The organism is Ferrovibrio sp. (assembly GCF_025869515.1).
Lineage (GTDB): Bacteria > Pseudomonadota > Alphaproteobacteria > Ferrovibrionales > Ferrovibrionaceae > Ferrovibrio.
In genome coordinates, this window is the sequence record NZ_JAOZVR010000077.1 from 154,071 (window position 1) to 167,133 (window position 13,063).

Consider the following 13,063-nt stretch of genomic DNA (forward strand, 5'->3'; position numbering starts at 1 on the left):
CTTCGGGGTTTTGCGAACCGACCGAATGTCCCGTCCTTGAGCGGACGGGGCGTTTCCTCCAATGACGGCGGTGCAGGCAGGCCGGGTAAACGGATCACTTGCAATCGCGTCGGGTCGACTATATGAAATAACGAATGAATTCGCAATAAGCGAATTATGGGAATGGAAACGGATCAACCGGAGGGGCAAATGGCCCAGCTTCTTCAAGGCGATATCGCCGTGGTCACCGGCGCGGCCCAGGGCAATGGCCGGGCCATCGCGCTCGGCCTGGCCGCTGAAGGCGCCCGCCTGGCGCTCGGCGACGTGAATGCCGCCGGCGCGGCCGCGGTGGCCGACGAGATCAAACGCGCGGGCGGCAAGGCCTTTGCCACCGGGCTGGATGTCAGCGATCCGGCCCAGTGTGCGGCCTTCGCCGTTGCCGTGGAGGCCGAACTGGGCGCGCCCTGTTCGGTGCTGGTAAACAATGCCGGCATCATCCGCCGCGTGGCGATCGACGATCCCGATTACGACACGCACTGGGACCAGACGCTGCGCGTGAATGTCACCGGCATGAAGACCATGATCCGCGCCCTGCTGCCGCAACTGCGGAAGACGAAGGGCCGCGTGATCAATCTCGGCTCGATCAATTCCTTTGCCACCGGCCCGCGCAGCAGCACCTACACCGCCAGCAAGGGCGCGGTGCTGCAGCTGACGCGCGCCCTGGCCGCCGAACTGGCGCCGGAGGGCATCCGCGTCAACGGCATCGCGCCGGGCGTGATCGCCACGCCGATGACCGAGACCACGCGCGGCGATCCCGCCGCCATCGGGCGCTTCATGACGCATACGCCGATGGGCCGCGTCGGCCAGCCGGAAGAACTGGTCGGCCCGGTGCTGTTCCTGGCTTCCACCATGTCGAGCTACGTCACCGGCGCCATGCTGCCGGTCGATGGCGGCTTTCTCACGCTCTGAAGGACGGCAGCATGAAGACGTATGATTGCGACCTGCTGGTGATCGGCTCCGGCGCCGGTGGCATGGCGGCGGCCATCACGGCGAAACTGCATGGCCTGAACGTGCTGGTGGTGGAGAAAGAGTCCGTCTATGGCGGCACCACGGCGCGCAGCGGCGGCTGGCTGTGGATTCCGGCCAATCCGCTGGCGGCGCGCGAAGGCATCACGGATACCAGGGAACAGGCGCGGCAGTATCTGCAGGCCGAGGCCGGCAACCATTTCGACGCCGCGCGCGTCGATGCCTTTCTCGACAACGGCCCGAAGATGGTCGAGTTCTTCGAGGGCAAGACCGACGTGCAGTTCGTGCTGGGACCGCAGTTTTCCGATTATCACCCGGACCAGCCGGGCGGCAGCACCGGTGGCCGCTCGATCTGCGCCGCGCCCTATGACGGCCGCGAACTGGGCGAGCATATCAGGACGCTGCGCCCGCCGCTGAAGGAGATCACCTTCGTCGGCATGATGATCGGTTCGGGCAAGGAGCTGCTGCATTTCTTCAACGTCACGCGCAGCGTGGTCTCCGCCGCCTATGTGGCGAAGCTGCTGGCGAAATACCTGCGCGACCTGGCCTTGCACGGCCGCGGCATGCGGCTGACCAACGGCAATGCACTGGCCGGACGGCTGGCCAAATCGGCCTTCGACCTCGGCATCCCGCTCTGGCTCAATGCCCCGGCCGGCGAATTGCTGCGCGACGGCGATGCCGTCACCGGCGCCGTGATCAACACGCAGGATGGCGCGGTGCAGGTAAATGCCGCGAAGGGCGTGGTGCTGGCCACCGGCGGCTTCCCGCATGACATCGCGCGCCGCGCCAGGCTCTATCCGCATGCGCCGACCGGCCAGGAACACTGGTCGCCGACGCCGGAGAGCAATACCGGCGATGGCATCAAGCTCGCTCAGGCGCTCGGCGCCACCACCGCCGACGAGCTGCCCAATGCGGCAGCCTGGGTGCCGGTCAGCCGCGTGCCGCGCGGCGATGGCAGCTTCGGCACCTTCCCGCATTTCATCGACCGCGCCAAACCCGGCGTGATCGCGGTGACGCGCGCCGGCACGCGGTTTGTGAACGAGGGCAACTGCTATCACGATTTCTGCCAGGCGCTGGTGCAGGTCACCAAGGGCCAGGATGGCGAGATCTGCGCCTGGCTGATTGCCGATCATCCGACGCTGCGGCGCTATGGCCTAGGCCATGTGAAGCCCTTCCCGGTGCCGCTGACGCACCAGCTGCGCAACGGCTATCTCAAGCGCGGCCGCACCCTGACCGAACTGGCCGAGGCCTGCGGCATCGCACCCGCCGCCTTCGCGCAGACCGTGGCGGCGTATAACCGCCATGCCGCACAGGGCGAGGATCCGCAGTTCCACAAGGGCAGCACGGCCTATAACCGCTATCTCGGCGATCCCACCGTGACGCCGAATCCCTGCCTAGCGCCGATCCAGAACGGGCCGTTTTACGCCGTCCAGGTCGTGATCGGCGATCTGGGCAGCTTCGCCGGGCTGAAGACCGACGCGCAGGCCCGCGTGCTGGATGGCGCCACCGGCCGGCCGGTGCCCGGGCTGTATGCGGCCGGCAACGACATGGCCAGCATCATGGGCGGCAACTATCCCGGCGGCGGCATCACGCTCGGCCCGGCGATGACCTTCGGCTATGTCGCCGGCCGTCATGCCGCAGGTGTGACCGATACCGGCGCGTGACAGGTCGCGTGCCGGCGGCTATGCAATAGGCATGGGGGACAAGATCGATCCGGCTTCGGCCAATGCGCCCGGGAGCGTGTCGCTCTACGATGGCGAAGACAGCGACGCACCGGCGCTGAAGGGCCGCGGCGTGCAGTCGGTGGAAATCGGCGGCCGGCTGCTGGCGCTGCTGGCGCAAAGCGGCCAGCCGATGATGCTGCGCGATCTGGCGCAACAGGCCGAACTGACGCCGGGCCAGGCGCATGCCTATATGACCAGCCTGCGCAAACTCGACATCGTCGAGCAGGATGCGGCCTCGGGCCGCTATCGCCTCGGGCCGTTTGCGCTGAAGCTCGGCCTGGCACGGCTGCGCGGCAGCGATCCCTATCGCCTGGCCGCCGAGCAGGTCGCGGCGCTCGCCGAGCAGCTCAACCTGATGGTGGCGATCACGGTCTGGGGCACGCATGGTCCGACCATCGTGCTGGTGCAGGAATCCTCGAACTACATCCATGCCAATGTGCGGCCCGGCGGCATGTTCACCGTCACCGGCACGGCAACCGGCAAGATCTTTGCCGCCTGGCTGCCGCCCCGGCTGGTCGAGCCGGTCATCGCCGCCGAATTGCAGGCGGCACAGAAAGGCTGGAGCGATGTCGGCGCACTGGCCGGCGAGGCGCTGGCCCGCGAGATCGACAAGGTGCGCCGCGACGGCATTGCCGCCACCACCGACCTGCCGGTGCCGGGTATCAGCGCGCTGAGCGCACCGGTGTTCAATCACAGCGGCCATCTGCAGCTGGCGATCACCGTGATCGGCCCGACGCCGAAGATCGATGTGTCGCTGCAGGGCCCGCATGCCGAAGCCCTGCGTGCCTTCGCGCAAAGACTGTCGGAGCAGCTCGGCTATACCGCACCCTGGTAGCGGGCCCTGATAACGGGCCCTGGCCGCCGCCTTAGTAACGCGCGCCAGAATTGCTGGCGATATTGCCGCGATGACTGGCGGAATCGTAGCCCATCGTGCGGGCCACGGCCTGCCGGGCCCGCGCCAGCCGGCTTTTCACCGTGCCTATATTCACCCGCTGCAAACGCGCCACCTGCTTGTACGACAGTCCTTGGGCACCGATCAGGATCATCGCCTGGCGCTGCGCCGGCGACAGGTCCTGCATGGCATGCGACACCTCGCGCAATTCGATCTTGCCCGGCTGCGCCGCCGGCACGCGCAGCATGGCGGTCAGCACGCCATCGGGATCGGGCACTTCGCGGCGGCGCTGGCGCAGATGATTGAAATAGGTGTTGCGCAGGATGCGATAAAGCCAGGCCCGCATATTGGTGCCGCGCGCGAAGCTGCCGCGATTGGCCCAGGCCTTGGTCAGGGTTTCCTGCATCATATCCTCGGCCAGACTCGGATTGCGGCAGAGTACATTCGACCAGCGCCGCAGCAGCGGCATTTCACGCAGCAGGTGCGACCGGAAATAACGCTCGAAATTCATGACGCCTCACTGGATGTACGCAACTGACATCCAGCCGAACGGCCCCTTTCCGGCAGGGTTCCGCTCGCAAGCCCGCTTGTCACAGCGGACCTGCACATTCCTGACATGAGGACGGCGGATCGCGGTTTTCCGCCCCGACCCGCCGTATTTCAGGATCAGAGAGAGAATTTAATGCTGGCCGCCCTTGCGGCCCGCAGCGGCAGCCCTTTCGCGGTCATGGGCGAAATTCCCGCCGCTTTCCTGACCGCCCTTGCGGCCGGCGGCGGCGGCCAGTTCGCGATTCTGCGAAAAGCTGCGTTTCTCGTCGGGAACCGAGCGGCCGCCCTTGCGCGCGATCTCGCGCTGGCGTTCCGGATCCATCGCCGCAAACCCACGACCTGACGACCGTACAGGCGTTGGAGAGTCGGTCCGGGTCTCAGGATGCGGCGGCGGCGGGTGATGCGGTGGCGAATTCTGATTTTCTGCCATGTCGGTCCTCCTTTACGCGTCTGTTGCAATAGTCCCAACACGACCGGCGGCGCCCTGTTCCGCTGCGCGGCCCACAAAAAAAATTGGCGGATGCCGAAACATCCGCCGAGTTGGGGGGAAGGACCTACAGAGGAAAAAGGTACGCGGTACTAAACGGGGGAACCGTCCTAAGCCATCGGAGGACGGCGACCGGTGATCAGATGCGCGATCAGGCTGATCACGAAGACCACCAGGAAGACGAAGAACAGAATCTGGGCGATGCTGGCCGAGGCTGCGGCAATGCCGCCGAACCCGAACAGGCCGGCGATCAGCGCCAGAATGAAAAAGATCAGGGCCCAATAGAGCATGATGGCTCTCCTTTCTATTGGCCGGTCCGGCGAGCTTTGGGCTGCCCCGATCACGGGGGAGGGACGTTCGCAAGCGACCCAAAGCGCGTCATGACTGGCCGTGCAGTCGAGAAAGAAACGCGCCATCCGCACTTAGGTTCGATCACGGACCGCTAGAAAACCGCGAGAAAGCTGTGACCGGGGAATGTCACAGCCCTGGCCGGCAGCGCCGGCAGGGGCGGATTTGCGATAGATTCCAGCCGGATCGGCCGGATGGCCAGGTTAACCCTGAAGTGGCCTAGCCTTTCAGGATCACCTCGACCACGCGCTGCACTTCGGCAGCTTCGGCCAGGGTGGCGAGGTCCTGGATGCCGCCGCGGGTCAGTGCCGCCACCTTGTCGAGCTGGCGCTGCAGCACCAGCGGTCGCATCTTTTCATTGGGCAGGGCATCCGGCGCTTGCTGCCAGCTGCCGTCCGGCGCCTGCTTCTCGGCCACCGACCAGTCGCGCAGGCGGATCGCACCCTGCGGGCCGCTGATGCGGAACAGGTTGTGGTCGGGCTTGTCGGTGATGCCCACGCCGCCGCTCAGAGTCACCGGCAGGCTGCCGGCCGTCAGTGTGACGGCGATGCTGCGTTCGGACTTGCCGGCTTCGGGATAGGCGACGCTGTGGCTCTGCAGGGTGAGCGGGCCGAACAGCCGACGCGCCAGAAACAGGAAATGCGATCCGACCTCACGGGTGAAGCCGCCCTGGGCACGGGCATCGAGCCAGCTGGCCGCATCGACCTGCCAGGGGCGCGGCCAGGCAGCGAAGCCGATCTCGATATCGATGCGCTGCACCTCACCCGTGACGCCGTCTTTCATCCAGGCGCGCAGCTGGTCGACGGCGAAGGAGGAGGCGAAGGGAAAATTGATGCCGGCGCGGGCGCCGCTTTTGGCTGCTTCGCCGACGAAGGCTTCCGCATCCGCGACATCGACAGCCAGCGGCTTCTCGCAGAAGACGGCGCGACCCCTGGCAAAGGCGTCGCGCGCATAGGCCAGATGCGAGGCCGGCGGCGAGGCGATGTAGAGGCAGTCGCAGGCCTCGATCACTGCTGCGGCCGACTCAATCTGCACCACCTGTGGCAGCTCGGCTTTCAGCCGCGCCATCGCCGGTGCCGAGGGATCCCACACGCCGGCGACGGTGAGCACGGCCGGATCGTGATCGAGCGCAGCGCGCAGCAGGCGCTCGCCCATGATGCCGTAGCCGATGATGCCGAGCCGGACGGGTGCGGAAGCCATGAAAGCGCTTTCTTCAGGAAACAGTATCTGCGGGCCGCATTATATGCGGCGGTCGATCGGGGCAGGCAAGTGCCACTCCGACTGCTTCCGCCCCGGGGAACCGGCGACCACGGCCAACCGCCCCAGCCGCACCGGACCAGGCTGCGACAATAAGGCCGGTTGTAAAGCCCGCCGGGCCGCACTAAGTCAACGTCCATGGCCGGTGCCGGAGGCGCTTCCTCACCGCACTGGCGGCCCGCAGCGAGCATATGACAGCGAGCATATGACAGCGCTGCTCGATGGTCCCGACCCCGTTCCCAATCCCCGATCGAGGACTGCACGGCAGAGACTATGCCGCCGCCCTGAATGTTTCGGAGACTCCTGTGGATGCTGCTGCGTAACAGTACGAGTAGAGTATGCGTAAGAGTACAGTGCGTAACAGTATGAGTAAGATTAGAGTAGCGTAACGAGTACAGCATCCAGCGGGATGAAGGCGGGCGCGCAAGCGTCCGCCTTTTCCTTTGCGTGCGACCCACGCGCGTCACCCGGACCCTGAGCTGGACTTCCGTTTATTCTTCAAATGACCAGGAAATGGAATCCAGGGTCTTCGCCCGGGATGACGGCTGAACAGCAGCCGTCACTTCACCCGGAAGGGCAGGTTGGCCGTGGCGGCCGCGCCCTTGCCGTCGCGCGCGGTGACGAACAGGCGGTAGTTGCCCGGCTGCAGGCCGGCGATGCTGGCGCCTTTCGGGCCCGGCTCGCGGATCGCCTGCGGAAACACCGGCGGCGGCTGTTCGGCATCGCCGAAGGTTTTCAGATCGGTGCTTTCCGCCATCACCTGCCAGACCACGCCGAAGGGATCGTTATCGGGATCCTCCACGGCGATTTCGGCGCGCACGGTCTGATCGCGATTCCATTCATTGCCCTGCGGGAAACGGAACAGCGCGATGCGCGGCGCGCGATTGCCCTGCGGCGTGTTGCCGCCCCAGGCGGCCGCCATCGCCTCGGCGGTGCGCGTATATTCGCCGCCCGACAGCAGCAGGCTGTGCCAGGTCGGCGTCACTTCCTGCTTCTGGCCCCAGTAGAACACGATATAGCCCTGCACCTCGGGCTGCAGCGCGCTGAACCAGCGCGACAGCATGGCGGCCTTCTCGTCGCTGCTCGGTTCGATCGCCGCGCCCCAGGATGTGCGCGCCGCCTGCCATTGGCCGATCGGTCCCATCTCGGTGATGATCAGCGGACCGCGCCAGCCCTGCGCCCGCACGCGGCCGGGCAGCGAGGGCAGGGATTCGCCATAGGAATTGACCCCAAGCACCTGGATGCTGGGAGCATGGCGGCGCAGGCGCTGGATCTTGTCGTTGCCGGCCTCGGCCAGCACCGCGAGCGTGGGGTGGTGGGGATCGAGACGGCGCACCAGCCGGGCGGCTTCCTCGATGCCGGTCCAGGCCTGGCTGTCGTCGGCCAGCTCGGCTTCCACCTCGTTACCCAGACCCCACATCAGCAAAGCGGGATGGTTCTTGTGGCGGTTCACGAACTCGGTGAGCTTCTGCAGCTGCGGTCCGACCTGGGCGAGGTCGCGGTAGCTGAAGCCGCGGCGCGGATGCTCGAGCCAGAAACCGGCAATCACCTTGAGCCCGGCCTTCTGCGCCTCGTCGAGCACGAAGCCGGTTTCGTCGCCATAGGTGCGCACCGTGGTGGCACCGAGCTGCTTGAGCAGGCCGAAACGCGTCTGCCCGGCGGCGCCGACCACGGCAAACGGCTTGCCGTCGACCAGAATGGCATCGCGGTCGACCGACACATTGGCGGCAGTGGCGGGACGCGACACGACAAGCGGCGCAATGAAAAACAGGGCAAGCAGGATGCGGAGCATGGCGAGACTCATGCCGGGAAGCCCCGACGCTTGCAAGCGCTTTGAGGCCGCTAAACCAATCACTGTGTGGATAAGCTTGGTTCTGTACCCGGTCAGTCGGCGGGGGCACCGATGGCGCCAGCCGGACCGGGCTTTTCCGCCATCCCCGCCGCTGTCCGGGCCTGACTGGGGCCGGCGCGCAACGGTGTCTCGCGCAGGAAGACAATAATGCCGAGCGCCAGCGCCGCAACACCGGCGCCGAGCCAGAACACGGTATGGAAGGCATCGGTCATCGCCGCGCCGACGGCCTCGCGCAGCATGGCCGGCGCCGAGGCCAGCGCCGCCGGGCCGGCGCGCAGCAGCTGCACCGCCGGTTGTGCACCGAGCGCGGCATGTCCCGGCAAGGCGGCAAGCAGCTGATCGAGGCGGGCAATCAGCACGGCGCTGAACAGCGCCACGCCGAACGAACCGCCCATCGAACGGAAGAACGAGACCGAGGCGGTGCCGACGCCGAGATCGCGCTGCTCGACCGAATTCTGCACCGAGATCAGCATCACCGGCATGAACAGACCGATGCCGTAGCCCGACATGCCCATATATATCCCGGTCAGCCAGAGCGGCGTGGCAGCGGTAATCGTGCCGAGCAGCAGCAAGGCGGCCAGCACGAAGACCAGGCCGAGCACGGGGAAATGCTTGTAGCGGCCGGTGCGCGCCACCAGCTGGCCGGCGGTGATCGCACCCATGACGCTGGTGCAGGTGAGCGGGATCAGCATCAGTCCGGAATCGCCGGCCGACATCTGGTAGATCATCTGCAGGAACAGCGGCATGAAGACGAGGCCGCCGATCATCACCATGGCGAGCAGCAGGCTGGACGTCATCGCGATCATGTAATTGGCATTGCCGAACAGTCGCGGCGGCAGGATCGCTTCCGGCGCGCGGCGCTCCTGCACGACGGCAAGGCCGAACAGCACAATGGCCGCCGCGCCCAGACCGACGATTACCGGCGAGGTCCAGGCGAAGTCGTTGCCGCCCATCGTGGTGACCAGCAGCACGCAGCAGACCGCCGAGACAATCAGCACGGCCCCGGCATAATCGATCCTGTGACGCACCCGTTTCACATGCAGGCGTTTCAGCGTCTTCTGCGCCACCACCAGCGCGGCCAGGCCGAACGGCAGGTTGATCCAGAAAATCCAGTGCCAGGAGAGATGCTCGGTGAACAGGCCGCCCAGCACCGGGCCGGCCACGCTGGCGACGGCAAAGGTGCTGGCGATATAGGCCTGGTAACGGCCACGTTCGCGCGGCGTCACGACATCGGCGATGGTGGCATGCGCCATCGCCAGCAGCCCGCCGCCGCCCAGGCCCTGCAGCGCCCTGTATATAATGAGTTCGGTCATCGTCTGGGCCAGGCCGCAGAGCAGCGAGGTGACCAGGAAAATGCCGATGGCGATCTGCAGCATCAGCTTGCGGCCATAGAGATCCGACAGCTTGCCGTAGATCGGCGTCGCCGCCGTCGAGGTCAGCAGATAGGCCGACACCACCCAGCTGAGATGCTCGGCGCTTTTCAGGTCGGCCGTGATGCCCGGCAGCGCGGTGGCGACGATGGTCTGTTCCAGGGCGGCGAGAAACATGCCCAGCATGAGGCCGAGGAAAATGACGATCTTTTCCTGGTGACTGAACGCCGGCGGGCCGGCATCCGGTGACGGTTCGGTGACGGACAGGGAGGGGGCTGGCATCTGACTCTGCAGGCAGGGCGACGCGCCAGGGGCAGGCTGCGAATGGCTGCGGCGCCATAAAAGATCGTATACGTTGTACCTAGAGCGCTGCGGCAGGACTGGCAAGCCGCCATTTCGCCGCAGCGGCGCAAACCAACAGCGGAATTGGTTCGCGGCCCTGCTCTGGTCCGGCCGTCCCGCTTCGGCTAGCTTCCCGCGGTATCGCTGCACCGGAGTTGAACCATGCTGTTCCTGGAACGCCTGATCGAGCGCACGCTGTTTGCCAGCCGCTGGGTGATGGCGCCCTTCTATCTCGGCCTGGCGGTCGCCCTGGTGCTGCTGCTGGTCAAGTTCCTGCAGGAGCTGTTTCACACCGTGCCGGTCGTGTTCAGCATGAGCGAATCCCAGCTGGTGCTCTCGATCCTGTCGCTGATCGACCTGTCGCTGGCCGGCAACCTGCTGCTGCTGGTGATCTTCTCCGGCTACGAGAATTTCGTCTCCAAGATCGACAATGCCGATCACAAAGACCGCCCGGAATGGATGGGCAAGATCGACTATTCCGGCATGAAGCTGAAACTGGTGGCCAGCATCGTCGCCATTTCCGCCATCCAGCTGCTGCGCGCCTTCATGAATATCGGGGAGCGCGACAACATCGAACTGGCCTGGCTGGTCGGCATCCACCTCACCTTCGTGGTGTCCGGCGTGCTGCTGGCCCTGATGGACCGGCTGATCGAGTCTGCCGAGGGCCACGGCAAGGATCCCCATATCCCGAACGACACCGAGGTCAGGGACGGCACGGTGATCGACCATGACCAGGACGGCAGCAAGAGTGGCGGCAAGAAAAGCTGACCCGCTGATCCGCGGATGGCGGCCGCGCCGGCTGACGCTGCTGCCGCTCATCCTGCTGCTGCTGAGCAGTTGCGCCGGCGATCCCTTCGCCGATTACGCGCCGCTCGACGGCGTCATCCAGCATCCCTATCCCTATGCGCCGCCGCAGACGGCCCGCGATGGCGCAACCCTGACCGCCTATGATCCGGCGCGTTCGTTTTTTCCGCTGGCGCTGAGCGGTGCGCTGGTCGATTACAGCCGCGGCCCATACAGCAATCCCGCGCGCGGCTTCACAGCCGCCCTGATGGCCGATTTCAACGCCGTGACCGCCGATCCGGAACAGCCGCTGGCGGCACAGCTGGCCGCCGCCGATGGCGCGCGCCTGCTGCTGCTGCGCGCCCGGCCGGATTCCTGGGGCGAGCTGCAGCATGCCGCCCTGCTCGATGCCAGCGAAACCGTGGTGATCGCCATGGCACGCGGCACCGATGGCGCCGATGCCTTTGCCCGCCGTGTGCGGCAACAGGCGCAAGGCCGGCGCCCGGTCTGGGCCCTGCTGCCGGCCAGCGCGCGCACCGGCAACGGCGAAACCCTGCCCGATGCCGCTGAAGCCCGGGCCATGGCCTTCACGGCCATAGTCGCCGGCGCGACCGGCCTGATCTGGCTCGGCGAGGATAACTACGCGGCGCGCAATGCCGGCCGGCTTGGCATCGCGCCGGTGCCGCAGATGGATTACGGCATCCAGGCCGGCAGCAGCATCGCGCCGCTGAAAGCCACGCCCGGCGATGTGGCGGCATCGCGCCGCCTGTGGGATGCGGTGATGCAGCTCAACCGCCGCATCGCCCGCATCGTACCGGCGCTGCTGCAGGCCGATGCGCCTGACCGCTATACGGTTGCCGTCCGCATGGAAGACCCGCCGCGCCCGCCGGTGCAGCTGCGCAGCCTGCTGAAAGCATACGATGGCGGCCTGCTGCTGATCGTGGTGAATGGCGGCGAACAGCCTGAGGATTTCCGGATCGGTTTCAGTCGCGCGATCCGCAGCCTGGCGCGGCTGGATGATGCGGAGACCGTGCAGATGGATGATGCGCGCGGGCTGTTCCGCGACCGTATCGCGCCGCGCGGCGTGCGGATTTACCGCATCACCCTGGCAGGATAACCGCCGCCAGAGCCTGCACCGCATCCTGATCCTTGCCGGTCACCACGCAGCTCTGCGCCGGACGGTCGCCGCCGGTAACGGTGACGGCCACGCCGCGTTTCGGACAAATGCCGAGACAGCGCACGCGGGCCACGCGCACGTCTTTCCTGTGCCCGGCCGCTTTCACGGCATCCTTCAGCCTGTGCGCGAGATCCACCCCGTGACCGCCGTCACATTCGGAGCAGACCAGCACCAGCGCCGTCGACCAGGGCTGCGCGACGGTTTCGAGAACGGGTTTTTCTGCAGACATGAGGGAAGCCGGAAAAAAGAACGGAATTGCGCGGCTTCTGACATAGGGCGCAGCCCGGCCCTGCACAAGGCCGAAGATTTTCAACACGGCTCGCGCCGCCGGGTTCCGCAGTGTTGCCCAACTGCCACGGCCAAGCTTGTCGTGCAGGCGCCCCCTCATGATGCGGCACCCTGCCATGATTCTGCCGTTTATGACGTCCTAGCTACAATGATCGCCCGGCTGCACGAAGACAGCATGAAAGGGCGGCACCCCGCCTCGTCACACTTGGTACAGGAGTACAGCCATGACCCGCTTTGCCACCGCCGCACTTGCGGCTGCCCTGCTTTCCACCACCGCCCTCGCACTGCCCGGCCTGAGCAACTCAGCCTGGGCGCAGGAGAACCGGCTCAAGACCGGTTCCTATGCCGGCATCACCGGCGGTTATCTGATGACCCCCGATATCGACCGCGATGGCGGCGGGCATCTGGAACGCGATAACGGTTATTCCTTCGCCGGCCAGTATGGCTATCGCTTTCCCAACAACCTGCGTCTCGAAGGCGAACTCGGCTTCGGCCAGATCGACAACGACCGCTACCATGCCAATGGCGGCAGCGCCGGCGTGGGCGGCGAGACCGATCAGTATTCGCTGACCGGCGCGGCCTATTACGACATCGCCACCGGCACGCCGCTGACGCCGTATCTCGGCGGCGGCGCCGGCATCGTGCATCAGCGCCATGACCGCCCGACCGCGACCAGCAATGGTTCGACGCTGGGCGGCAATGACGGCAACGACACCGACTTCACCGCCTTCGGCGAAGTCGGTGTCGGCTACCAGGTCGCCGACGGCCTGGAGATCGTGCCGAGCTATCGCTACCAGTGGATCAACGACGGCGCCCAGGGCCTGGACGACAGCACCCAGCATGTCGCCCGGCTCGGCTTCCGCAGCTGGTTCTGATCGCAGCAGCCCCGCCGCAGAGTCTGCAAAAGGGGCGACGCGCGCGGCCGCGTACCGTTGGGGGGCAGCGGCCACCTGCAAGACGGCGGAGAGCGATCTCCGCCGTATTTTTTT

General features: G+C 66.3%; 11 protein-coding genes and 2 pseudogenes. 6 read left to right on the forward strand and 7 right to left on the reverse strand.

Annotated features, from left to right (window positions below; genetic code table 11):
- The first annotated feature begins 189 nt into the window (after positions 1 to 189).
- From OJJ21_RS12500 to OJJ21_RS12510, 3 genes are read left to right on the forward strand one after another with little or no spacing between them, the layout of a single operon-like run.
- The gene (locus tag OJJ21_RS12500; protein ID WP_297686698.1) at positions 190 to 948 is read left to right on the forward strand and encodes an SDR family oxidoreductase; all 759 of its coding nucleotides are present in this window, start codon (positions 190 to 192) and stop codon (positions 946 to 948) included.
- A gap of 11 nt (positions 949 to 959) precedes the next feature.
- Positions 960 to 2,669 carry an FAD-dependent oxidoreductase gene (locus tag OJJ21_RS12505; protein ID WP_297686700.1) on the forward strand — a complete coding sequence of 570 codons (1,710 nt, stop codon included), beginning with the start codon at positions 960 to 962 and terminating at the stop codon, positions 2,667 to 2,669.
- Positions 2,670 to 2,700: 31 nt separating this feature from the next.
- Positions 2,701 to 3,564, forward strand: coding sequence for an IclR family transcriptional regulator (locus OJJ21_RS12510; RefSeq protein ID WP_297686701.1), 864 nt, complete (start codon positions 2,701 to 2,703; stop codon positions 3,562 to 3,564).
- A 31-nt stretch (positions 3,565 to 3,595) separates the two neighbouring features.
- Here the strand turns inward: OJJ21_RS12510 and OJJ21_RS12515 are convergent, their stop codons facing one another.
- The 6 genes and pseudogenes from OJJ21_RS12515 to OJJ21_RS12540 form a co-directional block, all read right to left on the reverse strand.
- Complete coding sequence (locus tag OJJ21_RS12515) at positions 3,596 to 4,132, reverse strand: sigma-70 family RNA polymerase sigma factor (RefSeq protein WP_297686703.1); 537 nt, start codon at positions 4,130 to 4,132, stop codon at positions 3,596 to 3,598.
- Between the two features lie 168 nt (positions 4,133 to 4,300).
- A pseudogene (locus OJJ21_RS12520) lies at positions 4,301 to 4,516 on the reverse strand (general stress protein); the annotation flags it as partial.
- A gap of 251 nt (positions 4,517 to 4,767) precedes the next feature.
- Entirely contained in the window at positions 4,768 to 4,947 is a 180-nt protein-coding gene (locus tag OJJ21_RS12525) for a DUF1328 family protein (RefSeq protein WP_297686706.1), read from the reverse strand.
- Between the two features lie 277 nt (positions 4,948 to 5,224).
- Positions 5,225 to 6,205, reverse strand: coding sequence for a Gfo/Idh/MocA family oxidoreductase (locus tag OJJ21_RS12530; protein ID WP_297686708.1), 981 nt, complete (start codon positions 6,203 to 6,205; stop codon positions 5,225 to 5,227).
- Between the two features lie 616 nt (positions 6,206 to 6,821).
- Entirely contained in the window at positions 6,822 to 8,054 is a 1,233-nt protein-coding gene (locus OJJ21_RS12535) for a glycoside hydrolase family 2 TIM barrel-domain containing protein (RefSeq protein ID WP_297686710.1), read from the reverse strand.
- Positions 8,055 to 8,146: 92 nt separating this feature from the next.
- Positions 8,147 to 9,766, reverse strand: a complete 1,620-nt coding sequence (locus OJJ21_RS12540) for an MDR family MFS transporter (RefSeq protein ID WP_297686712.1) — start codon at positions 9,764 to 9,766, stop codon at positions 8,147 to 8,149.
- Positions 9,767 to 9,997: 231 nt separating this feature from the next.
- Between OJJ21_RS12540 and OJJ21_RS12545 the strand changes: the two are divergent.
- Positions 9,998 to 10,480, forward strand: a pseudogene (locus OJJ21_RS12545) (TIGR00645 family protein); the annotation flags it as partial.
- A 73-nt stretch (positions 10,481 to 10,553) separates the two neighbouring features.
- The gene (locus OJJ21_RS12550; protein WP_297686716.1) at positions 10,554 to 11,726 is read left to right on the forward strand and encodes a hypothetical protein; all 1,173 of its coding nucleotides are present in this window, start codon (positions 10,554 to 10,556) and stop codon (positions 11,724 to 11,726) included.
- Here the strand turns inward: OJJ21_RS12550 and OJJ21_RS12555 are convergent.
- Positions 11,710 to 12,174 carry a (2Fe-2S) ferredoxin domain-containing protein gene (locus tag OJJ21_RS12555; RefSeq protein WP_297686718.1) on the reverse strand — a complete coding sequence of 155 codons (465 nt, stop codon included), beginning with the start codon at positions 12,172 to 12,174 and terminating at the stop codon, positions 11,710 to 11,712. The two genes, OJJ21_RS12550 and OJJ21_RS12555, sit on opposite strands and share 17 nt — an antisense overlap.
- A gap of 124 nt (positions 12,175 to 12,298) precedes the next feature.
- Here OJJ21_RS12555 and OJJ21_RS12560 point away from each other — a divergent pair, with 124 nt between their 5' ends.
- On the forward strand, positions 12,299 to 12,949 hold the full coding sequence (locus OJJ21_RS12560; protein ID WP_297686720.1) for a porin family protein: 651 nt from the start codon (positions 12,299 to 12,301) through the stop codon (positions 12,947 to 12,949).
- Positions 12,950 to 13,063: the final 114 nt, after the last annotated feature.